The sequence below is a fragment of the Arthrobacter sp. C2 genome (assembly GCA_024207135.1).
Classification (GTDB): domain Bacteria; phylum Actinomycetota; class Actinomycetes; order Actinomycetales; family Micrococcaceae; genus Paeniglutamicibacter.
Genome location: CP042428.1, coordinates 2,980,259 through 3,006,073 on the forward strand (window position 1 = coordinate 2,980,259; position 25,815 = coordinate 3,006,073).

Sequence of the window (25,815 nt, forward strand, 5' to 3'; positions counted from 1 at the left end):
CGGTCCGGCCGGAGGCGGGGAACCTGGTTCCCTGCCTCCGGCCGGACCGCCTTGGAGTTCAATGCGATGGCAGTGTCCGCGTCTCAGTGGTGCGGCGGCGAAGCCGGGCCCGAACGAACGAACTCGGACTCGTCCGGACAGGGCACGCCGGCTTCCTCGCACCTCTTGCGGTAGTCCGACACGATGCCTCTGAATTCTTCGTCGTCCACGACCGGGATTTCCTCGCCGGCCGCGTCAATGAGCCGCCCGGACTTGAAGTGGTCGCCCTCGAGCAGCCCGCGGACTTCCTCGGCCTTGACGATGCGCGGGATCTGCTCGGCAATGAGCATCCGCGGGGGCGCGGCGGCATAGGCCGAACCGTCCCGCTTCGGGGTGCCGATCTTCAACTCGTTGAACAACAGGTTCAGCGCCACGGCCATGACCGCCGCCGAGCTGATGCCCGAGTGGAAGATGGTGGCGAACCAGGTCGGGAACGCGTCGTAGAAATCGGTCTTGACGATCGGCAGCGCTCCGAAGGCGATGGAGGTTGCCACGATGATCATGTTCAGGTTGTTCTCGTACCTGACGCTGGCCAGGGTGCGGATGCCCGAGGCTGCAACGGTGCCGAAGAGCACGATGCCCGCCCCGCCCAGCACCGGGGTGGGGATTGCCGCGACCACGCGGCCGAGGATCGGCAGCAGGCCCAGCACCACCAGGATGCCGCCGCCGGCGGTGACCACGAAGCGGGACTTGACCCCGGTGATGGCCACCAGTCCGACGTTTTGTGCGAACGCGCTCTGGGTGAAGGTGTTGAAGACCGGAGCCAGGACGCTGGAGGCCATGTCGGCGCGCAGGCCGTCGGCAATGCGCTTGGAATCGACGCGGGTCTTGGCGATCTCGCCCACCGCGAGGATGTCGGCGGTGGTTTCGGTGAGGATCACGATGACAACGATGGTCATCGAGACGATCGCGCCGACCTCGAACACCGGCCAGCCGAAGGCGAAGGGCTGCGGGAAGGCGAAGATCGACCCGTGGGGCACCGCGGAGAAGTCGGCCATGCCCAGGAACACGGCGACGATGGTGCCGATGACCATGGCCAGCAGGATCGACAGGCGCGAGATCGCGGCCTTGCCGACCTTGGAGAGCAGCAGCACGATGAGCATCGTCATTCCGGCAAGACCGATGTTGGCCAGCGAACCGTAGTCGTCGGCCTTGGCGTTGCCGCCCATGGCCCAGTTTGCCGCCACGGGAGTCAGCGAAAGCCCGATCATCGTGATCACCACGCCGGTGACCACCGGCGGGAAGAACCGCACGATCTTGGCGAAGAAGGGAGCGACAAGGAAGCCGATCAGCGAGGCGGCAAGCACGGCGCCGAAGACCGATTGCAGGCCGCCGTCGCCGTTGACGATGGCCACCATGGTGGAGACCGAGGCGAAGGACGTTCCCTGGACCAGCGGGAGCTGGGCCCCGAAGAACGGGATGCCGACGGTTTGCAGGATCGTGGCCAGCCCGCCGACAAAGAGGCAGCTGGCCACCAGCACGCCGATCTGCTCGGGGGTGAGCCCGGCGGCCCCGCCGATGATCAACGGCGGCGCGATGATTCCGCCGTACATGGTCAGTACGTGTTGGAGCCCGTAGGCGATGGTCTTGCCCAGGGGCAACCGCTCGTCCTCGGGACGGAGTGTAGTACTTTTGACGTGCGCAGCCTTCATGTCTGAACTCCTTGATGGTTGCGATGAATCGGGGGTGCCCGCGTGGCAGCGCCGGCACCCCCGAAACCTCATCGGCTAGCAGAATCCGGGCGTGTTTTCCCAGATGGTGTGGCTGGCGGGAACACCCTCGCGGGTGATCGTCGCCTCGATCAGGCCGTACGGGCGATCCGCCGCGAAGAAGACCTCATTGGGGTTGTCCTGGCCGAACGGAGACAGGTCAACCAGGAAGTGGTGCTTGTTGGGCAGCGAGAACCTGATCTCCTCGATTTCCGGGTGCGCCTCGAGCGCGGCCTTGCCCATCTCGAACATCGTCTGCTGCAACGCGTAGGAGTGCGTGGCGGCAAATCCCGCAAGCAGCAGCTCGCGCACCGAGGCATAGACAGCGTTGAAGTCGACGCCGCCGGAGGCGGCGGCCTGGCTGTTGTAGCGCCAGCGTGCGGTCACGTCGGTGGCCAGGATCCGGTCGCCGGTTTCCTGCAGCGTCGTGTACTTGTCGCGCGGGAAGCCGCGGAACTCGCTGGCCGTGGACTTCAGCACCGTGAGGTCCCGGATGCCGGCCAGCACCGAGGTCTCGCCGTCGCGGATTTCCAGCACCGCGGTGCGGATCTCGGACTTGTTGCGCGAGAAGGCATGGTCGTGGTCCTGGATGCGGTCCCAGAAGTACTGCTCGGCCGCCCAGCGGCCGCCGGTGACCCAGTCGAACTCGCTGGTGAAGTGCTTGCCCAGGCGGGCGAGGAATTCCTCGGGCGAGCCCACGCCGTCGCGGGCGAATGCGTAGACGGTGTTCTTCTGGGTGTCGGTGGCCACGACGTGGCCGTTGTCCCCGTCGATGTGGGCCGCAAGGAAGTCCCCATGCAGCTGGGAGGTGACGTTGAGGTCCTCGATCTCGTGGCGCTTGGTGTCGCGGGTGACCTTGACCAGTCGGACCTCGGCCTTGCCGTATTGGTTCGAGCCCAAGACGATCTTGTTGCCGGTCGTGGTGCCGGTCGCCGGGTCGGATGCAAATGTAGTCATGGTGTTTAGCTCCCTCGGTACGTGGAAAATGCAAACGGGCTGATAAGAAGAGGTACGTGGTAGTGATCGGCCGTGTCCCTGATACTGAAGCCGATCACCACCTCGGGAAAGAAGGTTTCCGTGCCCGTCTTTCCAAAGTAGGAACCCGTGTCGAAAGTGATCCGGTAGTGTCCCGCTTCAACCTGTGTCGGGCCGAGGTTCGCGATCCGCCCGTCGCGGTCGGTCACCCCGGTTCCGATTTCTTGCCAGCCGGATGCCGCCTTGGCTTCCAGCGTGGCCTTGACACCGGAGGAAGGCCTCCCGGTCCCGGTGTCCAGTACATGGGTGGTGATGTGACTGCGTTCAGTCTGGGTGGCGCTCATCAAAAGACTCCTTTGGGGTTCGATGAGTGGAAGTGAAGAAGATCCAGTGGCGCTTTCTAGCGCGCTGGGACGGGGTCGAAGGCCGAGGTGAGACGCAACAGCGCGATGGCACGCAGCTGTTCGCCGACTTCCGCCACCTCGGCGGCGGGGTCGTTGTCGAGGCGCCGGTGCAGTTCGGCAAGGATGCCTTCGCTGGTGCGTCCGGCGGCCCGAATGAGGAAGACGCGGGAGAACCGTTCTTCGTAGGCGCGGTTTCCAGCCAGGAGGTCTGCTGCAACCTGCTCGTCGATGTCGAGCCCGGATTGTTCGCCGCGGCTTAGTGCCGCTTCCGCGGAGGAACCGGCGGCACGTTCCCCGATGCGGGGGTGGTGGGCCAGTGCCGCGTCGATTTCCGCTTCGGTGAAAGGGGATGCAGCAGTTGCGGCGGTTTCCAGGAGTTCGTTGACCGAAGCAAACGGACGGGCAGCAAGAATGGCTTCAACCCAGCGAACGATGTCGGCACATGGTTGAAGGACTGCTGTTGCGGCATTCGAGTCGAGTGAATTGAAACGGGAAATGTTCATGGGGTGGTCAGCTCTTTCATCCTGCTTGAGTTGCTTGCACCATCCAGGGCTGAACACCCTTACAACCGGTTTTGGAAACCGGATTCGACTCGATGTTTCTGGATGGTGGAACTTCGTGTTCACACTATGTAACCCGCATCACAGCCGCTCCGTCAAGGGCTCCGCCGAAAAACTTTCGGCTCGTCCTGCAGCGCCGGCGACGATCCGGTGTGAAATAAGTTACGTCGAACCCTTGCCTTTCCGCCGATTCACCTACATACTTAATTTCACTAAGCAATATTAAGATTTCATATATTGGAATCTCGCCATTCAGAGGAGGAACGCATGAAAATCACCCAGCCCATCGTTGAAGCAACCAGCGAGAAAACCCCACGCGTCGTTCCGGAGCCCTCTACGGCACTAGGCACAGGAATTTTCCACCCCATCGGCGGCCTCGACCCCGATATGAGCCGCGGTCCGCGCGGTTCCAAGGCTCGCATCGGTTTCTGGTCCCGCTTCCGCGCCGCACGCAGTTAGCGCCGGCCACCCCGCCGAAGCTATCCGTTCGGGCGCCGACACACGACTTTCAGGCACCATGACCACCACGGTGGGATTCCAGGCACGGCCACGGGATCCCACCGTTGGCATGTCACCGGGATTCATCGAAGAGCCGCCACCAATGCGGCAGGGTTCCAAGATCCAGCCACGTCACCAACGGCTTCGGTAGTCTGGGAACCGAAGGCCTCCCCCGGGCAGATCCCTACCCGCAACCGCCCAAAATGACAGTTTTATTTCCAAAGGATGATCCCCTTGACCGCACCCCAGGAACATGCCGCGCCCGCACCTCGAACCATCCTGGTCACCGGGGCCGGCTCCGGCATCGGCAAGGCCGTCACCGGGCGGATGCTCAATGCGGGATGGAATGTCGTCCTGGCCGGCCGCCGCGGGCTCCAGCTTGAGCAGAGTGCAGCCGGGCACCCCCATGCCCTCGTGGTGCCCACCGACATCACTGACCCGACCGCCATCGAGCAGCTTTTCAACGCGGGAATCGAACGCTTTGGCAAGATCGGTGTGCTCTTCAACAATGCCGGGGTCTTTGGGCCGGCCGCAACCATCGGCGAGCTCACCGCGCAGCAGTGGCAAGAGGTCTGTGCCGTCAACCTCAGCGGCGCCATCTACTGCGCCGGGGCCGCGTTCAGGCACATGCAGGAAACCGGCGGCGGGCGCATCATCAACAACGGATCAATCAGCGCCCAGGTGCCCCGCCCGGCGTCCGTCGCATATGCGGTGACCAAACATGCAATCTCCGGCCTGACCAAGTCCATTGAGCTGGATGGCCGCCCTTACGGCATCAACTGCTCGCAGATCGACATCGGCAACGCCGCATCGGAAATGATGAAGGATGTCGGTGCAGCTTCGGGCGCGCTGCAGGCCGACGGCAGCCGGAAGGTGGAGCCCACCTTCGACATGGACCAGGCCGCTGCGGCCATCGAGTTCATGGCCTCCGCACCCGCCGAGGTCTCCGTCAACCAGGTCACCATCACCGCCGCCGGGATGCCGTTCATCGGCCGCGGCTAGGAGCGGTGCCTGCTAAAGGTGCATGGCGAACAGCCGGTCCAGCTTGGTGAACGAGGATTCCCAGCCGGCACGTGCCAGTTCCAGGACCTCGGCCGGAAGCGGCCCCTGGGTGATCCGCAGCGCGGTCCCCGTGGGGCAGTCGGCGAACTCGACGCGCATTTCAATGACCAGGTTCAGGGTCATCTCATGCGGCCCGTCCTCCCCGACCAGCAGCTCGTGCTCACGGACCTCGGTGAACGTCGCGTGCACCGGCGAGGTCTTGGTCGGGTCCTCCAGCAGGTGCATCACGAACTTCTGGACGCCACCCACGCGCGGCTCGATGGTCACGGTATCCACGTGCACGCCCCAGCCTTCGGGGCCGAACCATTCGGCCAGGATTTCCGGCTCGGTAAATGCCGCCCACACCGCACCCCGGGGTGCGGAAAATTCACGTTCAATAACCAGTTCGCCCATATCCATGCGCACGAGGTTACCCCGATTCGAGCCGCGAGCCGAATGGCGTGCTCCTTCCGGGGGGCAAACACCCCTTGGAAGAAGATGAAAGGATGGCCGGCATGACCGTGTTGAAATCAATTGTGCTCTTCGGCGTTGCCGCCTTGCTGGAAATCGGCGGCGCCTGGCTGGTGTGGCAAGGCATCCGCGAACACCGCGGCTGGCTCTGGATCGGCGGCGGGGCCATTGCCCTGGGGCTGTATGGAATCGTCGCCACGCTGCAGCCCGACGCCAACTTCGGCCGCATCCTGGCGGCCTACGGCGGGGTCTTCATTGCCGGGTCCCTGCTCTGGGCGGTGCTCCTGGACGGTTTCCGACCGGACCGCTGGGACATCGCAGGGGCTGCGATCGCCCTGGCCGGGGTCGGGTTGATCATGTACGGCCCGCGCGGGGCCTAGGAACCGAAGATCCCCCGGCCGGGATCGACCGTCCCCGCAGACAGGGGATCCCCTCCGGGAAGAACCGTGGGTGCCGGCCAGGTCCTAAGGGGCAACCTCCTGATGGCCCCGCACACCACCAGCACCCAGCCGAGCACTCCGGCGAGACAGACCCGCTCGGCAAGCCCCAGCAGATCCTGCCCAACGGCTGCTGCCAGTCCCAGGGATGCGAGCCCGACGGCAGCAACTGCCGCAAGAATCAACGCCGCAGGGTAGGCCTTCTCCAGCTCCGGGGCGGAGCGCATCCAGCGGGTCAGCACGAAAATGCCGGCCAGCGCGGCCAGGAATCCGGCGCCGGCCACGTAGAGATGCACGGTGCCCGCCGTCGTCACCGCATGCAGGCCGGACCCGGCATCTACGTCGGTCGGGAAAAAGGCCAGTGCCGCCGAGCACAGGCCCCCGGCGGCCATCAGGAGCACCCCGGCCCGTCGAAGCCCGGAGACTTGGTCGATCCGGTTGATGGCAACGATGGCACACAGGGTGGTGACGGCTCGGCCGAGGAAATTCAGGTTCATGATCCACCCGAACGGACCCACCGCCAGGTTGCTTTCGGCTTCACTGACCACGTTGTAGTGCGGGGGCAGGAACTGGAGCACCACGTCGACCAGGACGTAGACGGCGACGCCGGCCATGGCTGCGGTGGCAAACCGCCGTCGGGCATTGTCCGGGTTCTGCGGCATCATTGATCCAGCTTTCCATACCGGCGCCCCCATCCACCGCACCGCACCCACGCTGCAGGGGAAACAACGCAAGACCCCGAAGACAAGGGCCCCGGAAAAGGCTCCCCGGGGGCCGGGCAGTGCTTGTCCCGCGCAACAGGTCGCCTCGTGCGACAGGGGGTCTATGACCTGAAGACCCCCTGGCCGGTTTCCATGTCGATCGGCAGGGACGAATGCTCGTGGACAATCAGCCACCTCGACCCCCGCAGCTCCAGTCCCATGGTCATCCTGTTCGTCAGCGAACGCAGCTTGCCGCGGTCGGCAGAGAACGCGGTAGACGTTGCCGCGGTCGAAATCATCGCCACCTTTTCGCCGGCAAGGACCCGGACATCGGCGAAGTCCAACCGGACCGTTTCGGTGCCCAGGGAACCGTACCAGTCGGCCGCCATCGCCTGCCAGGCCTCGGCACCCACGTATTCGAATTTTCCCCACGCATCGTAGACATGGACATCTGGGGCATAAAGGCCCGTGTAGTCCGTGAGGTTCTTGCCATCCACCGCGGCGGAGTAGGCGCCAAGAACCAGGCCGGGGCCGTCGTTAAGAAAGCTATCCATGCAGCGGACACTAATGCCTCGGTCCACTGCATGGATAGCTTTTTGCCACAAGGAGTCGGTGTTACTCCGTGCGTTCCGGTGCCCCGTTGGCCGCCAGCAGCCGTTCCGCGTGGGACATCTGGATGTTGGGGGTCGAGCCACGGGTTGGTCCGCCGGCGAACTTCGGCGACGGCTCCCCGCCCTCGGACAGGCGCAGCTCTTCTTCGACGCGGAATCCGTCTTCTTCGCCAAGCATGATGGCGCTGTCCTCGTTTGTGATTTCCCCGGCGAAGGCACGGACCATGGCCTCGCGGTCGAACTGGCCTTCCCACTTGGCGACCACGAAAGTTGCCACGCAGTTGCCCAGCAGGTTCACTGCCACGCGCATGGAGTCCATGATGCGGTCGGCACCAAGCAGCAGGGCGACACCGGCAACCGGGAAGATCCCGAGCGCGGCGGCCGTGGCCGAGAGGGCAAGGAAGGACGAACCGGGAACCCCGGCCATGCCCTTGGAGGTCAGCAGCAGGACACCGAGCGCGCCGAGCTGCTGGCCGAAGGTCAGGTCATGCCCGAAGGCCTGGGCCAGGAAGAGCAGCGAAATGGAGAGGTAGATTGCCGCGCCGTCGAGGTTGAAGGAGTAGCCGGTGGGAACAACCAGGCCGGTGGTTGCACGCGAGCAACCGGCGTTGGTCAGCTTCGTCATGATGCGGGGCATGACCGCCTCGGTCGAGGCCGTGCCCAGTGCCAGCAGGAATTCCTCGCGGGTGTAGCGGATGAACTGCCAAAGCGGCACTCGTGCCACGGCCCAGGCAATGATGAACAGAATGCCGATGAACAGCAGGGCGGCGACGTAGCAGGCGACGATGAGCTTGGCGTAGGTGCCCAGGGTTTCGATGCCGTACTGGCCGATGATGAAGCCCATGGCTCCCAGTGCGCCCAACGGGGCAACCCGCATGATCCAGCTCATGATCTTGAAGATGAGTTCGAGGATGATCTCGAACAGGCTCAATACCGGTGCGCAGCGTTCCTGGCCGACGACCACGATGGCGGCGCCAAAGAACACGGAGAAGAAGAGGACCTGGAGCAGGATGTTGTCGGCGAAGGCGCCGATGACGCTGACCGGGATGATGCCGAGGATGAAGCTGGCGGCGTCCTTGGCCTCGCCGGTCTTTTCCGCCAGGGCTCCGCCGTCGAGGGTGGCGGGGTCGATGTTGAGCCCGACACCCGGCTGGACGATGTTGCCGATGATCAGACCGAACACCAGGGCGAAGAGCGTTGCGCCGGTGAAGTAGATCAGCGCCTTGACCCCGACGCGGCCCACGGCCTTGACGTCGCCGACGGCGGCGATGCCGGTGACGATCACCAGGAAGATCAGCGGGGCAATGATCATCTTGATCAGCATGATGAAGCCGTCGCCAAGCGGCCGCAAGGCCGAACCCAATGTGGGCCAGAAGTGCCCGATGAGCACCCCTGCTACAACGGCAAGTGCAAGCTGGAAAAAGAGCGACTTGTAGATCGGCGCCCTTTTGGGCCGAACATCCGATCGTGCCACAGTGGCACCTGGCGTTGTTTTCACGGTTTCATCCATTCCTCAAGAATCCCCACGGCGGGAAGCTTCCAAGCAACGTAACCCGGATCACATTCTTTCACAAGGGAGTATTTAGTTTTCACACAGCGGAATATTGATGGAATTTACATCAGCCGAAATCCAGTGCACATGCGACATGGCCGATTTTCCTCACCCACCGCAGCGATCCCACGCCCGCTAATGCCCTTTCTCCCGGCGTCGATCGACGGCCCCCTCCATAGTCCGATGCCCGCCCATGACGCTCGGGCCCGTCAAATAGAACCGAATGTGTCACTTGCGTGACGGGCCGAACCGAATCACCGTGAAACCAACAGTGCGTCATTTCGCGCAAAGCCGTGCGCCACAACCCTTGAATCAAGCCCGCTGCGGTGTTGCACTGTTTGCCATGGACAACGACCAACGAACCATCATGGCCATCGGCACCAAGAAGGGCCTCTGGCTGGCCGAAAGCACCGACCGCGAAAACTGGAATCTGACCGGACCCCACTTCGCCAACCTCGAGGTCCCCTCCGTCGCCATCGACACCCGGGAAGGCCGGACCCGCATCCTGGCCGGGGTCAACGACTGGCACTGGGGACCGACCGTCGTCTATAGCGATGACGAGGGCGCAACCTGGTCCGAACCCGAGCAGGGCGCCATCAAGTTCCCCGCCGACACCGACACCGCACTGGCCCGGATCTGGCACCTGCGCCCCGACACCGCCGAACGCCCCGGGGTGGTGTGGGCCGGATGCGAACCGATCTCGGTCTTCAAGTCCACCGACTCCGGGGAGAACTTCGAGCTCAACCGAGGGCTCTGGGACCACCCGCACCGCAGCGAATGGGGCGCCGGCTTCGGCGGGGCCGCGGTGCACAGCATCGTGCCCAACGCGGCGGACGAGAACGTCATCCACGCGGCCATGAGCACCGGCGGGGTGTACCGCAGCACCGACGGCGGCACCTCCTGGGAGCCACGGAACCACGGCATCAAGGCAGATTTCTTCCCCGAGCCGTTCCCGGAGTTCGGCCAATGCGTCCACCACATCACCGCCGATGCCGAAGACCCGGACCGGCTCTATGCGCAAAACCACGGCGGGGTCTACCGCACCGACGACGCCGGGGACCAGTGGAACAGCATCGCCGATGGACTGCCGGCCGACTTCGGATTCGTGTTCCTGTCACACCCCCGCACGGGCGGCACCGTGTGGACCATCCCGCTGAAGGCAGCCGAGGAACGCAATCCGGTGGGCGGACGGCTCTCGGTCTACCACTCCACGAATGCCGGGGACACCTGGAGCGAACAACACGCCGGATTGCCGGATGCGGACTGGAACGCGGTGTTGCGCGACGCCGCGGCGGTGGACGAGCACCCCGAAACCGTGGGCGTGTACTTCGGCACCCGTGGCGGAGAGGTCTTCGCCAGCAACGACGAGGGCGCGCACTTCGTCACGGTGGCCCAGCGCCTGCCCGATGTGCTCAGCGTCCGGGCAGCCCAGGTCAACGGTGCGGGGCAATGACGGACATTACCGTTGAGGTGCCCTCGGTGCTCGCCTCCACGCTGGAGGGCCAGCGCAGCCTGCAGGTCCCGCTGCCCGAGGACGGGACCGTGGGTTCGATCCTGGATGCGCTCGGCGAGCGCTACCCGCTCTTTGCCCGGAGGGTGCGCGACGAACGCGGCCAGGTGCGCCGCTACGTGAACATCTTCGTCGGTCCGGACAACATCCGCAGGCTCCAAGGCCTGGATTCGACCGTCTCCGAGGGGCAGGACGTGTTGATCATGCAGTCGGTAGCCGGCGGATAGCCGCTTCGGGGCAGGCTCCCGCGATACTCTGGCAGGGTGTCTTGCCTGAAGGAGCCCGCGTGCCGCCGATGATCCCGCCACCTCCCGCCGCCGCACCGGACGGGCACCTGCGGCGCGCGCACCGGCGGCTGGATGCGGCCATCAAGGACTTCCCGCCGGCAGCGTTCTCCTTCGTCATGGCCACCGGCATCCTGTCCATCGCTCTGGCCCTGGTGGGCCGCGAGGCCTTGGCCTCGGTGCTGCTGTGGATTGCGGTGGCAGCCGGGGCACTGCTCTGCGCGGGACTGGCCTGGCGCGCAATCTCCCACCCGGGTTCCCTGCTCAAGGACCTCAACGACCCGGCCAAGACCTTCGGGTTCTTCACCATCGTGGCCGGCGCCAACGTGCTGGGCCTGGGTTTCGACATGGCGGGGACCCCCGCCGCGGCGGTGGCCCTGGCCATCGTGGCCGGGGTGTTCTGGGTGGGGTTGAACTACGGGATACCGTCTTCGATGCTGCTGCGCGAACGCTCCACCCCGATCCTGCAGGACGCCAACGGCAGCTGGTTCCTCTGGGTGGTCGCCACCCAGTCCATGGCCAACGCCCTGGCGGTGATCGCCCGCAGCAGCAACAACGAGCTGGCCGGGGCCGCTGCCGTCGCCGCCTGGGGCATCGGGCTGGTGCTCTACCTGCTGGTGGGCACCTTGGTGACCCTGCGGCTGCTGACCCGGCCCAACCGCCCGGAAAACCTGAGCCCCACCTACTGGATCTTCATGGGAGCCACCGCGATCACGGTGCTGGCCGGCGCGAAGGTGCTGGCCATGCCCGCCGACTTCCCGGTGATGGTGCGCACCGCGGTGTTCGTCGCCGGCGCCAGCTACATGCTGTGGGCGCTTGGCATGTGGTGGATCCCGCTGCTGGTGGTCTTCGGGATCTGGCGCCACGGGATGCGCCGCTACCCGATGCGCTATGAGACCGGGCTGTGGGCCATCGTCTTCCCGCTGGGCATGATGTCGGCCGCGTCCATCGCCTTTGGCCGGGGCGAGTCCGTCGCGGTGATGGTGGGCGTCGGCGAGGTCGGGGCGTGGGTCGCCGCTGCGGCCTGGGCCGGCACCACGGTGCTGATGCTCGCCTGCCTGCTGCGCTGGCTGCGTGCCGGGCGGGATCCTTCGCCCGTGGAGTAGCGCCGCCGGGGCACCCGGTGCCCGTCACCGATTACCCGCCCGCCGTACCCGCCCGCCACCGCGGTGCGGGGGATGCCTAAAACCGGCCCCGGCACTAGGCTGGGGATATGAGTAACCTCGAGGCCGCCCCTGACGAGATGGTTTGCGGAGCAGACAAAACCCATGCCGGGATCGAGCTGTTGGTTCCGCGCAACGTCCCGCTCGGCGGGCCGCGCGCCATGGACGTGCGCCGCACGCTGCCGCAAAAACAGCGCAGCCTCATCGGCGCGTGGTGCTTCCTTGACCACTACGGTCCCGACCCGGTGGGCGACACCGGAGGGATGAACGTCCCGCGCCACCCGCACACCGGGCTGCAAACCGTGTCCTGGCTGTTCACCGGGGAGATCGAGCACCGGGATTCGGCCGGGTTCCATGCCATGGTGCGTCCCGGCGAGTTGAACCTGATGACCGCCGGCCGCGGGATCAGCCACTCCGAGTTCTCCACCCCCGACACCACGGTGCTGCACGGCGCCCAGCTGTGGGTCGCGCTGCCCGATTCCGCGCGGCACATGCCGCCGACCTTCGCCCACTACCGGCCCGAGCCGATGTCCGGTGACGGGTTCAGCGTCAGCGTGTTCCTCGGCTCGCTGACGGTGCCGAATCCGCGCGGCACGGACCTGCACTCCCTTTCCCCGGTGTCCACGCACACCGAGCTGGTGGGCGCCGAGATCCTGCTGCAACCCGGCGCCTCCATCCGACTGGGGGTGAAGGCCCACCACGAGCACGGGGTGCTGCTGGACTCCGGGACGCTGAGCGTCGGGGTCGACGAGCTGCCCGTGGACCACCTGGCCTACCTGCCGCCAGGCACCCAGGAAATTACGTTGAGCGCCGGCGCCCAACCCGTGCGCGCCCTGCTCATTGGCGGGGAACCGCTGAACGAGCAGATCCTGATGTGGTGGAACTTCGTCGGTCGCACCCACGAGGAAGTCGTCGAGTACCGCAGGCAGTGGCAGGCGGAGATCGGCGCGGAACCCGGGGACACCACCTCCAAGCGCTTCGGGGACTTCCCGGCGGGCGAGCCCGCTCCCCTGCCGGCACCGGTGTTGCCCATGGTCAGGCTGCGGCCCCGCGACTGAACAAGCAACCGGCCACGCAGCGGATCACCGGAGCACGCCGGCAGCCCAAAGAGGACAACGTAAGGAGCGAGGCCCACATGTCATTGGTGGAGGAACTGGCCAAGTTGCGTCGGGCGCTGGCCGAACGCGCCGCGCTGGGCGACCAGCTCGATGCCAAGCGCGAGATGGAACACTTCGTTTCCTTCCGCTCGCTGCGGGAGGTCACCGAGGCCGCGGACCACTTCGAGCGCTCCGGCTGGGACGTCGACCGCTCCGGTGGCCAGGACGCCAATTCCCGGTACCTGTTGCGCGTCTACCGGGAACAGCCGCTGGACGTCTGGAGCGCGGAACAGGCGTTGCGCGGCGTGCACGCCGTCACCGAAAAACACGGAGGAACCTATGACGGGTTCGGTGCCGTGTTCATCGACGCCGAAGGCAGCGAGCCCAAGGGCTTCTTCGGCCGTCTCTTCGGAAACCCCTGAAAACCACCAACCAGCAAGGAAGCAACACATGAGCGAGATCCGCATCGAGCACCGTCCCGAACGCCGGCGCTACGCGCTGCTGGACGACGAGAAAACCATCGGGGCGGCCCACTACCGCGAGCTGGAAACCACCGGCGGCATCGATCGGGTCTTCTTCCACACCGTCGTCGACGAGTCCTACGCCGGACAGGGCCTGGCCTCCAAGCTGGCCGCCCAGGCGCTGCAGGACACCGTGGCCCAGGGGCACAAGATCGTGGCCGTCTGCCCCTACATCAAGGCCTGGCTGCTCAAGCACCACGAGTTCGACGCCGACCTGGTGAAGCCCACCAGCGCGCACCTGCGGATCCTGCCGCAGGAATAGCCCGCAGCGCGGATCAGTCCGCCAGCTCCATCCCCAGCCCGGCCAGGGCCTCGCGCAGGATCCCGATGCCCCTGGGCCCGAAGCCATGGAGCTGGAGCAGCGCGGCCTGGCCGTACGCGGCAGCCTGTTCCAGGGTCGTGATCCCGGCGCCGGCCAGGGCGCGGGAGGCGGGCGCGGAGATCTTCGGCAGGGGGTGGGTACTCATGGCTCCAGCGTAGCGATGGATTCCAGGCGGGCGGAAGTCCCGGTGCCGCTGCGCACCCGCGGGGTGAGCACCAGCAGCGCCACGCCGATGGCGGCGGTGAACACGAAGACCGCCACGAAGGAGTCGTTGCCGCCAAAGGCGCCGAAGACCAGCCCGCCGGCGGCCAACGCCATCGCGGAGCCCAGCGAGTCGGACACGGCCAGCGCCGAGGAGTTGAAGCCCTGGTTAGCGGTGGTGGACAGCGCGATCATGTGCACGTTCTGCCGCGGATACACCAGCCCCATGCCTCCCCCGCCCATGGCCCACGCGAGGATCGCGACGATCGCCGGCAGGTGGAACGCCGCGGTTCCCAGCACCAGCAAGATCGCGCCCACGCCGAGGGCCGAGCCGATGGACATGGCCCGGGCGTTGTCCAGCGACTCCCCCATGCGGCCCTGGATGGCCGAGCCGATGGACCAGCAGATGGCCCCGCCGGTCAGGGAGAGGCCGGCTACCGCCGGGGACAGGCCGAAGCGGTCCATCAGGAGATAGGGCAGATAGACCTCGGTGCCGAAGAACGCTGCGGCGGCCAGGCCGCGCACCAGGATCGTGGCCGGCAGCCCGCGCCCGGCCAGCAGCGTCCGACGCGGCAGCAGCGGCCGCACCGCAACCAGCACCACCAGCACCGAGATGCCCATGAGCACCAGCCCCAGCGCCGGAGCCCGGGCCAGCAGGTTCATGCCCAGCACGGCTGCGGCCGCCAACCCGGCCCAGCCCAGCGCCCTCCAGCTAAAGGCCGCCGCGGGATTCTCACCACCGCCCATCGCGTGCACCGAGGGCATGACCGCGGCCATCGCCAGGACCACCAGGCCCACGACCCCGAGAAACACCCAGCGCCAGCCGATGGTTTGCGCCACGAGCCCGGCGGCGAACGGACCAATCAGCGAGGGAACGACCCAGGCGGCGGCGAAGGCCGCAAAGATCTGCGGGTGCAGGCGCGGGACAAAGACCCGGGCCACCACCACATAGAGGGCCACCGTGATGCCCCCACCCCCGAGCCCCTGCACCAGCCGTCCGGCCACCAGTACCTCCATGTCCGGGGCCAGGCCGCACACGAGCAGACCGAGCACGAAGAGCGCCGAGGACGCGTACAGCGGGACGGAGGGCCCGTGGCGATCGGAGTAGCTCCCCGCGGCCACCATGCCGATCACCCCGCTGGCCATGGGCGCGGCAAAGGCCAGGGCATAGAGCGCGGCGCCATCCAGTTCCTTGCTGACCAGCGGCATCACGGTGGTGACGGCCAGCGACTCGAACGCCACCAGGAAGACCAGCGCGAACATCCCGGCGGTGACCCAACGGTATTCCGGGGCAAGCAGGCCCGCCGGGGACCCGCTGCTGGATGCGCTCGGCTGGCTCGACATACCTCGAGCGTAAGGGCTGGCGCGCGGCTCCACCACACGGGGCGAACCGGCGGTGACCACCGACACCCTGCGGATCGGCGCGCTGCGCTTCGGCCCCATGGTCACGAAGCAGAGTCTCCCGGTGCTGAGGGCCCCCAAGGAGTTCGCCGAGGCCCGCGCCTGTCGCCTGCCCGGAAAGTGCCGGAAATGGTTTGGGCGGTTGTGCCCCCCTGCGAGAGGGCACAACCGCCCGAACACGACGACCCGAAGGGAACCAGCTAGCCCATGCCGTCCTGGGCCATGTTGTTGAAGCGCGAGTAGTGGCCCTGGAACGCGACAACGATGGTCTTGGTCGGACCGTTACGGTGCTTGGCCACGATCACGTCGGCCTCGCCGGCACGTGCCGATTCCTTGTCGTAGATGTCTTCACGGTGCAAGAGGATGACCATATCCGCATCCTGCTCAATCGATCCGGACTCGCGAAGGTCGGAGATCATCGGCTTCTTGTCGGTACGTTGCTCCGAACCACGGTTCAGCTGCGACAGGGCGATGACCGGAACGTCGAGTTCCTTGGCCAGCAGCTTCAGCGCACGCGAGAACTCGGAGACTTCCTGCTGACGCGACTCCACCTTCTTGCCGGAGCTCATCAGCTGCAGGTAGTCCAGCACCACGAGCTTGAGGTCGTGCTTCTGCTTGAGCCGGCGGCATTTGGCGCGGATTTCCATCAGCGACATGTTCGGCGAATCGTCGATGAACAGCGGGGCGTCGTTGAGCCTGCCCATCGTGGTGGCGATTTTCGACCATTCTTCGTCCTGGATCGTGCCCTTGCGCAGGTTCTGCAGCGCGATGCTCGCTTCGGCCGACAGCAGGCGCATGGCGATTTCGTTGCGTCCCATTTCCAGGGAGAAGAAAACTGAGGTCATGTTGTTCTTAATGGACGCTGACCTGGCAAAATCCAATGCAAACGTACTTTTGCCAACGGCCGGGCGCGCAGCAATAACGATCATCTGGCCGCCGTGCAGGCCCTGGGTCAGCTCGTCGAGCTCAAAGATCCCGGTGGGAACACCGATCACGCCCTCGCCTCGGCTGCCGGCCGATTCGATCTCATCGACGGTGCCCTCGATGATGTCGCGCAGCGGCACGTAGTCTTCGGCGGTGCGGCGTTCGGCGACCTTGTAGACCTCGGCCTGGGCCTCGTTGACGATGGCGTCAACCTCGCCGTCCTGCGAGTAGCCAAGCTGCACGATCTTGGTGCCGGCATCGACCAGGCGGCGCAGGACCGCGCGTTCGCGGACAATCTCGGCGTAGAAGCCGGCGTTGGCGGCGGTGGGCACCGACTGGATGAGCGTGTGCAGGTAGGCCGGGCCGCCAATGCGGGTGATCTCGCCGCGCTTGGTCAGCAGGTCCGAGACGGTGACGGCGTCGGCGGGCTCCCCGCGGCCGTAAAGGTCGATGATGGCTTCGTAGATTGCCTCGTGTGCCGGGCGATAGAAATCGAGGCCTCGCAACACCTCGACGCAGTCAGCGATGGCGTCCTTGGAAAGCATCATGCCGCCCAAGACGCTTTGCTCTGCTACAAGGTCCTGTGGTGGAGTGCGTCCATAGTCCGATCCTTGTGAATCGGAGCTGGTTTCGGTGCTGGCTAGCGACACGGGCTTTTCCCTTCAAGCTGCGCGGGTTCCCAGGTTTTCCGCTTCATTACCTTTCCAGTGTCTCAAGGAGCACGGACGATTCGTTAGGTCCAAGCTCACACGTGCCGCAAGGCACCACGAACCTGTGGAAATAGGTGGGGAACACTGTCACCATAGACCTGTTTTCCCCCAAACCCAACACGGTTATCCACAAGGCGTGTGGATAACCTGTGAACCTCGCGGCGTGTTGTGTGCACAGTCTGGGGAGAACGTTGTGGATTACACAAGATATTTGATCACTACAGGCTTTTGACTAGTACTTATGCGATTCCTCACCTGTGGATACAAACTAGTTATCCACATCCTCCACGGGCGTAAAAGTGGGTTATACATACAAAAACCCCGAGATTCCGCGGTTAATCCACCCCCGTTTCCAGAGTTACCCACAAGCTATCCACAGACACGCCGGAGCTCGCCACGGATCTGGGGATTACGGGCATTGATGCACATCACCAAGCCCTGACATACTGGGCCGCATGGCCGCCAACAAGACCGCACCGACATCCATTGATCCCCACGAGTTCATTGCGGCGGTGCCACACCCGACGCGGCGCGCTGACGCCGAGCTCCTGCTGGAGATGATGGAAGAGGCCAGCGGCCGGACCGCCACCATGTGGGGACCGACGATCGTCGGTTTCGGCACCTATCACTACAAATACGAGTCCGGCCGCGAGGGAGATGCGGCCGCCATCGGCTTTTCACCGCGTTCCTCCAATTTGGCTCTCTACGGGCTGACCAACGCACCGACGGCACCGGCTCTCCTGGCTCAGCTCGGCAAGCACAAGCGAGGAGCGGGCTGCCTGTACGTAAACAAGCTTGCCGATGTCGATGTCGAGGTCCTGGCCCGGCTGGCCCGCGACGGGTACCGGCACATGATGGACGTGGTCCATGTCCAGCCGCAGGGCTGAGCACCGCATCAACGAAGAAGGCTCCCCGCCTGCCGCTCCGAATCATGGGTTCGGGGTGGCGGGCGGGGAGCCCTCGCGTTTCGGTGGCCTTCAGGAGACCAGCTGCTGGGCCTCCAGGCGGCGGAAGGCCGAACCGTGGAACACCAACGGAGGATTGGTCTCGTCGTGCGTCTGGTGGCCGTGCACGCGCAGGAGCACCACGTGATGATCCCCGGCCGGGATCTCCTGCTCGATCGAGCAGTCGAGCCACAGGGTGGCGTCATGCAGGAACAGTGCGCCCTCGTCGGTCGAATCCAGGCGAAGCCCGGCAAAGCGGTCCCCGGATTTGGAGGCGATCTGTCGGCAGACGCCCTCGTTCTTTTCACTGAGCACCGAAACGCCGATGCGCCCGCTGGTGCGCACCAGCGGCCAGGTCTTCGAAGTGTTCTGGACCGCGAACATCACCAGCGGCGGATCCATGGATACGCCGACCGTGAACGACGAGGCCACGATTCCCTGCGGCTGCCCGTCGACGATGGCGCAGAGTGCGGCAATGCCGGATGGATGCTGGGCAAAGACGTTGCGCAGGGTATCTGGTGTGAGGTCAGAGGTGAGTGTCATGGTGCTCAATCCTTCGGCTTCGGCCCACCTTCGCTGCTGCGTGAAATGCACGCATGGAACAGCGAGGTGTGCGGTACTTGCCCCCGGGGTTCCGGTAGGCCGAATCATCACCTGGAGCACCCCACCACCGTGAGAGGGTTGCCGGCCAACAAGCCAGGGCTTGAACGTTGACGCTCTTGATTCACCACTAACGTTAGGAGAAATATTGCGACTCCGTCAAAGTTTGTTTCGACACACGAGGTCATGAAGCGTAAGAATCGAAGATCCTGCGATCATCTGGCGCGATGCGGACATCCGAGGGCGATCTTGGGAAAGGTGGCCGTTCAGCCCACGTCCGAGGCACCCGTGTAGGTCGCATAGTCCGGGATTCCGGAGTTCTCGTAGACCAGGATGGCCAGACCGCCTCCCGTCGCCTTGCTGTCGGCCAACCGCAGTCCCGCCGGCGCTCCGCCGTCGGGGAAGAGCCTCCGGCCGTGCCCCAGGACGACGGGAGCCACCACGAGCCGGAGTTCGTCGATCAGCCCCGCGGCGAGCAGCGATCCCGCGAGCCTGCCACTGCCGTGGATCTGCAGTTCCCTGCCGGGCCGTGCCTTGAGCTCCGCAACCCGGGCGGCAACGTCGCCGGAGAGGACCGTCGTCGGGTTCCAGGTTCCCTCGGCCAGCGTCTGCGAAGCGACGTACTTGGGCAGCGAATTCATCAGGGCGGTGAAAGGGTCGTCCGGGTCGGTGATTTGCGGCCAGTCCCGTGCGAAGGCCTCGTAGGTGCGGCGGCCCAGCAGCAGCCCGTCGGCCTGTGCCAGCCATTGCGCGGCCTGGTCGACGAACCCCGCATCCATGTGCGGGACGAACCATCCGCCCTGCGTGAATCCGTCGGTGGTGTCTTCGTCGGGAGCCCCGGGGCCCTGGCAGACCCCGTCCAAGCTCACGAATTCGGTCAGTGTCAGTTTCATGCTCGTGCCTTCCTGTTGGAGCGGCCGGCAGGGTCCGTGGCCCGGGTAGGACTGCGGAACCGGTCGGCAGCGGTTTCCTGCCGCAAAGCTACGGGACGCCGGGGCCATGCGCCAGACCCCGGCCAGCCCGGTCCGCGGGGACTGGGGCCCGGGCTGACCTTAAAGCACTGTGGACCCCGCCAACGGCGGGGTCCACAGTGGTTTGCCGTCAGCCAAGACGGCGGATGCGCAAGAAATTACTTCTTGGCGGCAACAACCTGCAGTGCAACGGTCGCGGAGACATCGGTGTGCAGACGCACGGTCGCCGAGTAGTTACCCGTCGACTTGATGTGATCGTTGATCTCGATGTTGCGCTTGTCGATCGAGCCCAAGCCAGCGGCTGCAACAGCCTTGGCAATGTCCTCGGTCTTCACGGTGCCGAAGAGGCGACCGGTAGCGCCGGCCTTGACGGTCAGCTTGACCGGCTTGGCCGAGATCGAAGCGGCAAGTGCCTGTGCTTCTTCCAGGGAAGCAACGGCGCGAGCAGCACGGGCGGCCTTGATCGACTCAACCTGCTTCTCACCGCCCTTGCTCCAGGTGATGGCGAAGGCGCGCGGGAGAAGGTAGTTACGTGCGTAACCGGTCTTCACCTCGACGATGTCGCCTGCGGCACCAAGGCCGGTAACTTCGTGGGTCAGAATGAGCTTTGCCATGTTGGTATACCTTCCTTAGCCGCGGCCAGCGCCGGAGTAAGGCAGCAATGCCACTTCGCGCGCGTTCTTGATGGCCTGTGCGATCTTGCGCTGTTCCTGTACGGAAACGCCGGTAACGCGACGGGCACGGATCTTTCCGCGATCCGAAATGAACTTGCGCAGCAATGCTACGTCCTTGTAGTCGATGACAGTGATGTCAGCGGCCTTCAAGGGGTTGGACTTTGGTTTGGGCTTACGGAGTTCAGCCTTAGCCATCGTGGAGCTCCTTTATCAGGTGGAGCCCGCAGAATTTTCTGCGGGATGGTGAATAAATTTGTTTAGAAAGGTGGTTCGTCGGAACCCGGGTTGCCCCATCCGCCGTTGTTTCCTCCGGCAGGAGCTCCCCATGGATCGGCCGCGGGTGCATTCCAGCCGCCACCGGTGTTTCCGCCTGCGTTGCCGCCGCCGAATCCACCGCCGCCACCTTGGTTGCCGCCGCCGAATCCACCGGCGTTAGCGCCGGCGTTCTGCTGTTGACCACCAAAGCCACCACCGCCACCGCCGGAGCGCTGGGTACGGGTGACCTTTGCGGAGGCGTAACGCAGCGACGGGCCGATTTCATCGACCTCGAGCTCGGTGACGTTACGCTTTTCGCCTTCCTTGGTTTCGTAGGAACGCGACTTGAGGCGGCCCTGGGCGATGACGCGCATGCCCTTGGTCAACGTCTCAGCGACGTTTTCGGCAGCCTCACGCCACACCGACGCACGGAGGAACAGCGTGTCGCCGTCCTTCCATTCATTGGTCTGGCGGTCGAAGGTTCGCGGGGTCGATGCAATGGTGAAGTTCGCCACGGCCGATCCTGACGGGGTGAAACGCAGTTCCGGGTCAGCGGTCAAATTACCAATAACCGTAATGACTGTCTCGCCTGCCATTGGAGCCTCCTAAAGTGTTGTTCTACGAAGATCGAAGAGCAGAATTACTCTGCAACGACCTTTGCCTCTTCCGGGCGGGTGATCTTGGTGCGCATGATGGTCTCATTGAGGCCCAGCTGGCGGTCAAGCTCTGCGGAAGTAGCGGGGGTGGCGGTGAAGTTAACTACCGCGTAAATGGCCTCATTCTTCTTCTGAATGTCGTAGGCCAGGCGGCGACGGCCCCAGATGTCAACGTTCTCGATGGTTCCACCATCGTTACGGACAACGTCCAGGAACTTACCGAGGGTTGGTTCAACGGTTCGCTCGTCGACCTCGGGGTCGATCAGCACCATCAATTCATAAGCACGCATGTGAACCCACCTCCTTTGGGCTAAACGGTCACGGCATTTCCGCAACAGGAGGTTCTTTGCATTTGCTGTCGCCGCAACCCGATTGCCGGGCGCGGCAGAAACAGCCTCAACCATTCTAGCGGAAAACCAGGGATTCTCCCGACCGTGTCCGGTGCGGTGCATCACGCCCTTCGCGCGGGCCCTCAGCCCAATCCATCAACACGCAGCAACGCGCCCAGCCGGGCGTCAAAGACCGGGGCAAGGGTGCGGATGTAGGTGTCCGAGACATGGTGCTTGTCCCGGTACACCAGCACGTTGCCGATCACCGCCGGGCAGAATCCGTCCGCGCAGAACTGGTCGGAGAAATCCAGCACGTCGACGCGTGGTTCGCGTGCTGCAGCGGCACGGGTGGTGTCGTTGGCCTCGAAGGCCTTGGTCTCCGGGGCCCCGCAGGACACCAGGTCCGTGGGGTGTTCCGCCACGCAGTCCCGCGCGTAGGTCCTGGTCCCGGGGCGCGGGGTGTCGATGATCGGGTAGACCTTGATGCCGGCGTCCTCGAGCTGCCCCCAGTAGTCGGCGAAGCCCTCGGCCGCACCGCTTTCGAACGTGGACCCGGCCCAGTGGCTGGTCACCACCGCGTCCACGTCCCCGCGTGCCAGGATGCGCTCCAGCGTGTCCTGGTTTGCCCCGCTGCAGGAGATGCTGCCGTTGGCCTCGGCGACGCGTTTGGTGCAGGAGAACGGGCAGGAGTTCTTCAGGTAGGTCAACAGCGTCCACCCGTGGCGCTTGGCGGAGGCCTCCAGCGCCCGGTACCAGTGCGTGGCATGCGAGTCGCCGACCAGGGCAATGGTCAGGGAGCCGTCCTTCGCTCCCTTGGTGCATTCGCGGGTGCTGGGCGACTGCGGTTTCTGGACGCAATCGCCCAGGTCGGGCAGGTCGCGCTCGGCTTCCGCTGGCACCGGGACGATCTGGTTCACGCCCTGGAGGTAGGCCGGCGCGCCGGAGGCAATCGACGCGGCGCCGAAGCCGGGAGGCGGGGCGGCCAGTAACGTGGCGGCGGCACGTTCGGCGGCGATGGTCTCCCGCTGCGCCAGGGTTCCGGGCGCCAGGGCCAGCGCGGCGACCACCGCGACCGCGACCGCGCCGTCACCCAGCGCCCGCCATTTCGAGGCGGCAAGCGGGGCCAGGGTTCGCACCGGGGTTTCGATCCAGCGGTGGGAGGCCGCAGCGAGCAGCAACGAGAGCACCAGCAGCCCCAGGCTCTGGGCCGGGCCCGGTTCCCGTCCGGCCAGGAACAGGAAGAAGGTGAGCACCGGCCAATGCCACAGGTACAACGAATAGGAAATGTCCCCGACCCATTGCACGGGCCGGGCCTCAAGGAGTTTTTGCGGGGCTAGGGCGCCGCGGGTCTCCCCCGCCAGGATCACCGCAAGCGCTCCAGCCACCGGCATGGCCGCGGAAAGCCCCGGGAACGCGGTGCCCGGCCCGTACCCGAAGGCCGCGACCGCGATGGTCCCGAACCCGGCCCAGGCCAACGCGGTGCGGGCCCGGCGGCCCTCGAACCAGCGGGCGCGCAGTGGCTGGGTCCCGGGCTCGGGCGGGGCGAGGAAAAGCGCCAGCAGCCCGCCCGCGGCGAGTTCCCAGACCCGGGCGCCGGTGTCGAAGTAGGCCGCCTGGTTCCCCGCGGCAACCAGCACCATCGAATAGGCCAGGGATGCCGCGACGACTGCACCGAAGACCAGCAGCAGACCGGTGCGCGGCAACCCGGCGGCCGCTTCCCGCCGGCCCGCCGTGCCGTGCGCCCGGCCGGCCACCCACTTGTTTGCGAGCCACACGGCCAGCAGCACCAGCAGCGGCCAGAAGAGGTAGAACTGCTCCTCGACGCCGAGGGACCAGAAGTGCTGCAGGGCGGTGGGCGCCTCCTCGGCGGCCAGGTAGTCCACCGAGCTTGCTGCAAGCAGCCAATTCTCCACGGAGAACGCGGAAGCCAGCGCCGCGGCGCCCACGGATTTCCATTGCGTTGCCGGCAGCAGCACCAGCGTGGCGGCCAGCACCGCCAGGATCACCGCGAACGCGGCGGGCAGGATCCGCCGCACCCGCGCCGCCCAGAACCCGGGCAGGTCAATGCGTCCGGTGCGGCGCACCTCGCGCAGCAGGTGCCCGGTGATCAGGAAGCCGGAGATCGCGAAGAACACGTCGACCCCGATGAACCCGCCGGGCACCAGCCGGGGCTCCAGGTGGTAGGCGAGGACCAGCAGCACCGCGACGGCGCGCAGGGATTGGACCTCGGGCAGGAAACGGCGTGGCGTGCTTTGCTCGGCGATCATGTCCGCGAGCAAAGCACGGGCGGGTGAACATCGGGTGACGCGCCGGTGGCCGGCAGGCCACGGAGCTCAGGAACGGGCGGCGGGGCCCGGGCGGGGGTCGGTGGCCAGGATGGAGAACACGTGGGCGTCGATCCACCGCCCGTCAAAGAGCAGCGCGGCCCGCGCCGTGCCCTCGAAGGTGAACCCGGCGCGCTCGTAGACGTGCCGGGCCCGCGGGTTGAAGTCGTAGACCTCCAGGGCAATGCGGTGCAGGGTCGTATTGGTGAAGGCGTGCTCCAGCAGCAGCGCCGTCGCCTCCGAGCCCAGTCCCCTGTTCCGGCCGGCGGGGCCCAGCAGGATCCGGAAGCCGCACGAGCGGTTTTCCGCATCCAGGTCGTTGAGCACCACCTCGCCCACGCAGTGCCCGCCGGCCGCATCCACCACCGCCAGGTCAAGCCGGTCGGGCCGCGCCGCGAGCCCCTCGTACCAGGTTCTGGTGGCGGCGTCGAGGCCCGGGTCCGCCGATTCGGCGTCCCGGGTCGAATGCACCGACCCGGTCAGCCGCAAGACCTCGGGATCGGCAAGGATCGGGCCCATGGCCGCGATGTCCGCCTCGGTGAAGGGGCGCAGGATGACCTTTTCCCCCGCCAGGACGGGCTTGGTTCCAAGTCCCGCCACGGCCCCGCCGTTCTCCATCTGCCCGCCCATCGTCGGCCGCCGATCAGGCGGCGAAGAACGCGGCGGAGATCTTGGCCAGGCGCAGCGGGTCCTCCACGCCGCACAGCTCGCGGGCCGAGTGCATCGACAGCAGCGGGATGCCCACATCCACGGTGCGGATGCCCAGCCGGGTGGCGGTCAGCGGGCCGATGGTCGAGCCGCACGGCATCTGGTTGTTGGAGACGAACTCCTGGTACGGGACATCCGCCTGTGCGCAAAGCCGGGCAAAGAGCGCCGCGCCCACCGCGTCGGTGGCGTAGCGCTGGTTCGCATTGATCTTCAGCAGCGGCCCGGCACCCAGCATCGGGCGGTTGGCCGGGTCGTGGCGGCCGGGGTAGTTGGGGTGCACCGAGTGCCCGGCGTCCGCGGAGAGGCAGAACGAGTCGGCGTAGGCGCGGTTGCGGTCCTCGCCCGTGGCGCCCAGAGTGTGCCCGATGCGCTCGAGCACGTCCTGCAGCAGCGGGCCGCAGGCCCCGGAGCGGGAGGCCGAGCCGATTTCCTCGTGGTCGAAGGCGGCCAGCACCGCGATGTGCTCCCCGCCGCCGGTTTCGGCGTGTTCGATTAGCGCGGCCAGCGAGGCGTGCATCGAGGAGAGGTTGTCCAGCCGGCCGCAGGCGAAGAACTCGCCCGCGCCGCCGAACACCTGCCCTTCCTGCGCGTCGGCCACCACCACGTCGTAGCCGCCGATGTCGGCCGCCTCCACGCCGGCGGAAGCGGCCAGCACGGCCAGCACGTCGGATTCGGCAGGGTCCCCGATCCCCCACACCGGGTTCATGTGCTGCTGCTTGTCCAGGGCCAGCCCCTCGTTCACCGCGCGGTCCAGGTGGATGGCCAGCTGCGGGAAGCGCAGCATCGGGGCGGTGCGGGCCAGCACCTGCGTGCCGTCGCGCAGCACCAGGCGCCCGGCCAGCAGCAGCTCGCGGTCCAGCCAGGAGTTCAGCAGCGGGCCGCCGTATACCTCGACCCCGGCCTGCAGCCAGCCGTGGGCGCCGGTGGTGGGCTTGGGCTTGAGCTTGAAGGAGGGCGAATCGGTGTGCGAGCCCAGCACGTGGAAACCGGTGGTCGCGCCGGCGGATGCGGGCTGCACCCAGGCGATGATCGCCCCGTCGCGGATGACGTAGTGCCGCCCGGGTGCCGGCTCCCAGGCGTCGGCCTCGTTCAAGGCGGTGAACCCGGCCGCGTCCAGCCGGCGGGCGGCCTCGGCGGCGGCGTGGAAGGACGAGGGCGAGGCCGCGACAAAGGCGGAGAGGTCGTTGATGTGCTCGATGGCTGCGCTGGGCATTGAGTTCCCT

At 66.1% G+C, this 25,815-nt stretch carries 30 protein-coding genes and 1 riboswitch; of the genes, 10 read left to right on the forward strand and 20 right to left on the reverse strand.

The window, feature by feature from the left end; translation table 11 throughout:
- Positions 1–83: 83 nt before the first annotated feature.
- The 4 genes from FPY90_RS13815 to uraD all read right to left on the reverse strand — a co-directional run bounded on the left by FPY90_RS13815 (position 84) and on the right by uraD (position 3,630).
- Positions 84–1,691: a nucleobase:cation symporter-2 family protein gene (locus FPY90_RS13815; protein ID WP_498681668.1), complete on the reverse strand. Its 1,608-nt coding sequence runs from the start codon at positions 1,689–1,691 to the stop codon at positions 84–86.
- A 75-nt stretch (positions 1,692–1,766) separates the two neighbouring features.
- Positions 1,767–2,705 (reverse strand): factor-independent urate hydroxylase, encoded by a 939-nt coding sequence (gene pucL / locus FPY90_RS13820; protein WP_498681669.1) that lies wholly within the window; start codon positions 2,703–2,705, stop codon positions 1,767–1,769.
- Between the two features lie 5 nt (positions 2,706–2,710).
- Positions 2,711–3,067: a hydroxyisourate hydrolase gene (gene uraH, locus FPY90_RS13825; RefSeq protein ID WP_498681671.1), complete on the reverse strand. Its 357-nt coding sequence runs from the start codon at positions 3,065–3,067 to the stop codon at positions 2,711–2,713.
- Between the two features lie 56 nt (positions 3,068–3,123).
- On the reverse strand, positions 3,124–3,630 hold the full coding sequence (gene uraD / locus FPY90_RS13830; protein WP_498681673.1) for a 2-oxo-4-hydroxy-4-carboxy-5-ureidoimidazoline decarboxylase: 507 nt from the start codon (positions 3,628–3,630) through the stop codon (positions 3,124–3,126).
- Positions 3,631–3,954: 324 nt separating this feature from the next.
- Between uraD and FPY90_RS13835 the strand changes: the two genes are divergently transcribed.
- The gene (locus FPY90_RS13835; RefSeq protein WP_139194741.1) at positions 3,955–4,146 is read left to right on the forward strand and encodes a hypothetical protein; all 192 of its coding nucleotides are present in this window, start codon (positions 3,955–3,957) and stop codon (positions 4,144–4,146) included.
- 264 nt (positions 4,147–4,410) lie between these two features.
- Positions 4,411–5,187, forward strand: coding sequence for an SDR family oxidoreductase (locus FPY90_RS13840; protein WP_498681675.1), 777 nt, complete (start codon positions 4,411–4,413; stop codon positions 5,185–5,187).
- Between the two features lie 12 nt (positions 5,188–5,199).
- Here FPY90_RS13840 and FPY90_RS13845 read toward each other — a convergent pair whose 3' ends face one another.
- The gene (locus tag FPY90_RS13845) at positions 5,200–5,646 is read right to left on the reverse strand and encodes an SRPBCC family protein (protein WP_071213697.1); all 447 of its coding nucleotides are present in this window, start codon (positions 5,644–5,646) and stop codon (positions 5,200–5,202) included.
- Between the two features lie 95 nt (positions 5,647–5,741).
- Here FPY90_RS13845 and FPY90_RS13850 point away from each other — a divergent pair, with 95 nt between their 5' ends.
- The gene (locus FPY90_RS13850; protein WP_071213696.1) at positions 5,742–6,077 is read left to right on the forward strand and encodes a YnfA family protein; all 336 of its coding nucleotides are present in this window, start codon (positions 5,742–5,744) and stop codon (positions 6,075–6,077) included.
- Here FPY90_RS13850 and FPY90_RS13855 read toward each other — a convergent pair.
- The 3 genes from FPY90_RS13855 to FPY90_RS13865 all read right to left on the reverse strand — a co-directional run bounded on the left by FPY90_RS13855 (position 6,074) and on the right by FPY90_RS13865 (position 8,920).
- Positions 6,074–6,799, reverse strand: a complete 726-nt coding sequence (locus FPY90_RS13855; RefSeq protein WP_071213695.1) for a DUF998 domain-containing protein — start codon at positions 6,797–6,799, stop codon at positions 6,074–6,076. The genes FPY90_RS13850 and FPY90_RS13855 overlap by 4 nt on opposite strands.
- Before the next feature lie 158 nt (positions 6,800–6,957).
- Positions 6,958–7,389, reverse strand: coding sequence for a YybH family protein (locus FPY90_RS13860; RefSeq protein ID WP_498681679.1), 432 nt, complete (start codon positions 7,387–7,389; stop codon positions 6,958–6,960).
- A gap of 61 nt (positions 7,390–7,450) precedes the next feature.
- On the reverse strand, positions 7,451–8,920 hold the full coding sequence (locus tag FPY90_RS13865; protein ID WP_498685595.1) for a cation:dicarboxylate symporter family transporter: 1,470 nt from the start codon (positions 8,918–8,920) through the stop codon (positions 7,451–7,453).
- A gap of 421 nt (positions 8,921–9,341) precedes the next feature.
- On the opposite strand from FPY90_RS13865, the gene FPY90_RS13870 reads away from it, so the two are divergent.
- The 6 genes from FPY90_RS13870 to FPY90_RS13895 all read left to right on the forward strand — a co-directional run bounded on the left by FPY90_RS13870 (position 9,342) and on the right by FPY90_RS13895 (position 13,835).
- Positions 9,342–10,451: a WD40/YVTN/BNR-like repeat-containing protein gene (locus tag FPY90_RS13870; protein WP_498681680.1), complete on the forward strand. Its 1,110-nt coding sequence runs from the start codon at positions 9,342–9,344 to the stop codon at positions 10,449–10,451.
- Positions 10,448–10,735: a MoaD/ThiS family protein gene (locus FPY90_RS13875; protein WP_071213691.1), complete on the forward strand. Its 288-nt coding sequence runs from the start codon at positions 10,448–10,450 to the stop codon at positions 10,733–10,735. The genes FPY90_RS13870 and FPY90_RS13875 overlap by 4 nt, the downstream gene beginning before the upstream one ends.
- Positions 10,736–10,803: 68 nt before the next feature.
- Positions 10,804–11,898, forward strand: a complete 1,095-nt coding sequence (locus FPY90_RS13880) for a tellurite resistance/C4-dicarboxylate transporter family protein (RefSeq protein WP_083411023.1) — start codon at positions 10,804–10,806, stop codon at positions 11,896–11,898.
- A 107-nt stretch (positions 11,899–12,005) separates the two neighbouring features.
- On the forward strand, positions 12,006–13,013 hold the full coding sequence (locus FPY90_RS13885) for a pirin family protein (protein ID WP_498681682.1): 1,008 nt from the start codon (positions 12,006–12,008) through the stop codon (positions 13,011–13,013).
- A 77-nt stretch (positions 13,014–13,090) separates the two neighbouring features.
- Positions 13,091–13,474 (forward strand): ribonuclease E inhibitor RraB, encoded by a 384-nt coding sequence (locus FPY90_RS13890; RefSeq protein WP_498681684.1) that lies wholly within the window; start codon positions 13,091–13,093, stop codon positions 13,472–13,474.
- Between the two features lie 28 nt (positions 13,475–13,502).
- Positions 13,503–13,835, forward strand: coding sequence for a GNAT family N-acetyltransferase (locus FPY90_RS13895; protein ID WP_498681686.1), 333 nt, complete (start codon positions 13,503–13,505; stop codon positions 13,833–13,835).
- Positions 13,836–13,848: 13 nt separating this feature from the next.
- Here the strand turns inward: FPY90_RS13895 and FPY90_RS13900 are convergent, their stop codons facing one another.
- The 3 genes from FPY90_RS13900 to dnaB form a co-directional block, all read right to left on the reverse strand.
- Positions 13,849–14,040, reverse strand: a complete 192-nt coding sequence (locus FPY90_RS13900; RefSeq protein WP_071213687.1) for a helix-hairpin-helix domain-containing protein — start codon at positions 14,038–14,040, stop codon at positions 13,849–13,851.
- The gene (locus tag FPY90_RS13905; protein ID WP_498681687.1) at positions 14,037–15,440 is read right to left on the reverse strand and encodes an MFS transporter; all 1,404 of its coding nucleotides are present in this window, start codon (positions 15,438–15,440) and stop codon (positions 14,037–14,039) included. Before FPY90_RS13905 ends, FPY90_RS13900 begins: the two co-directional genes overlap by 4 nt.
- 257 nt (positions 15,441–15,697) lie before the next feature.
- Positions 15,698–17,071, reverse strand: coding sequence for a replicative DNA helicase (dnaB, locus tag FPY90_RS13910; protein ID WP_071213685.1), 1,374 nt, complete (start codon positions 17,069–17,071; stop codon positions 15,698–15,700).
- 515 nt (positions 17,072–17,586) lie between these two features.
- On the opposite strand from dnaB, the gene FPY90_RS13915 reads away from it, so the two are divergent.
- Positions 17,587–18,018, forward strand: coding sequence for a DUF1801 domain-containing protein (locus FPY90_RS13915; RefSeq protein WP_498681689.1), 432 nt, complete (start codon positions 17,587–17,589; stop codon positions 18,016–18,018).
- A 90-nt stretch (positions 18,019–18,108) separates the two neighbouring features.
- Here FPY90_RS13915 and FPY90_RS13920 read toward each other — a convergent pair whose 3' ends face one another.
- The 9 genes from FPY90_RS13920 to FPY90_RS13960 form a co-directional block, all read right to left on the reverse strand.
- Positions 18,109–18,618 (reverse strand): flavin reductase family protein, encoded by a 510-nt coding sequence (locus FPY90_RS13920; RefSeq protein ID WP_071213683.1) that lies wholly within the window; start codon positions 18,616–18,618, stop codon positions 18,109–18,111.
- Positions 18,619–18,686: 68 nt separating this feature from the next.
- A riboswitch (SAM riboswitch) is annotated at positions 18,687–18,800 on the reverse strand.
- 141 nt (positions 18,801–18,941) lie between these two features.
- Positions 18,942–19,568, reverse strand: a complete 627-nt coding sequence (locus FPY90_RS13925; RefSeq protein ID WP_071213682.1) for a dihydrofolate reductase family protein — start codon at positions 19,566–19,568, stop codon at positions 18,942–18,944.
- A gap of 236 nt (positions 19,569–19,804) precedes the next feature.
- Complete coding sequence (gene rplI / locus FPY90_RS13930) at positions 19,805–20,260, reverse strand: 50S ribosomal protein L9 (RefSeq protein WP_113763847.1); 456 nt, start codon at positions 20,258–20,260, stop codon at positions 19,805–19,807.
- Between the two features lie 15 nt (positions 20,261–20,275).
- The gene (gene rpsR / locus FPY90_RS13935; protein ID WP_007269381.1) at positions 20,276–20,515 is read right to left on the reverse strand and encodes a 30S ribosomal protein S18; all 240 of its coding nucleotides are present in this window, start codon (positions 20,513–20,515) and stop codon (positions 20,276–20,278) included.
- A 62-nt stretch (positions 20,516–20,577) separates the two neighbouring features.
- A complete protein-coding gene (locus FPY90_RS13940) occupies positions 20,578–21,171 on the reverse strand; it encodes a single-stranded DNA-binding protein (RefSeq protein WP_071213680.1) in 594 nt (197 codons plus the stop codon).
- Positions 21,172–21,215: 44 nt separating this feature from the next.
- Complete coding sequence (rpsF, locus tag FPY90_RS13945) at positions 21,216–21,521, reverse strand: 30S ribosomal protein S6 (RefSeq protein ID WP_071213679.1); 306 nt, start codon at positions 21,519–21,521, stop codon at positions 21,216–21,218.
- Positions 21,522–21,703: 182 nt separating this feature from the next.
- Positions 21,704–23,827: an acyltransferase family protein gene (locus FPY90_RS13950; RefSeq protein ID WP_498681695.1), complete on the reverse strand. Its 2,124-nt coding sequence runs from the start codon at positions 23,825–23,827 to the stop codon at positions 21,704–21,706.
- 66 nt (positions 23,828–23,893) lie between these two features.
- Positions 23,894–24,502: a GNAT family N-acetyltransferase gene (locus FPY90_RS13955; RefSeq protein WP_071213850.1), complete on the reverse strand. Its 609-nt coding sequence runs from the start codon at positions 24,500–24,502 to the stop codon at positions 23,894–23,896.
- A 25-nt stretch (positions 24,503–24,527) separates the two neighbouring features.
- A complete protein-coding gene (locus tag FPY90_RS13960) occupies positions 24,528–25,805 on the reverse strand; it encodes a M18 family aminopeptidase (protein ID WP_498681698.1) in 1,278 nt (425 codons plus the stop codon).
- Positions 25,806–25,815 lie beyond the last annotated feature (10 nt).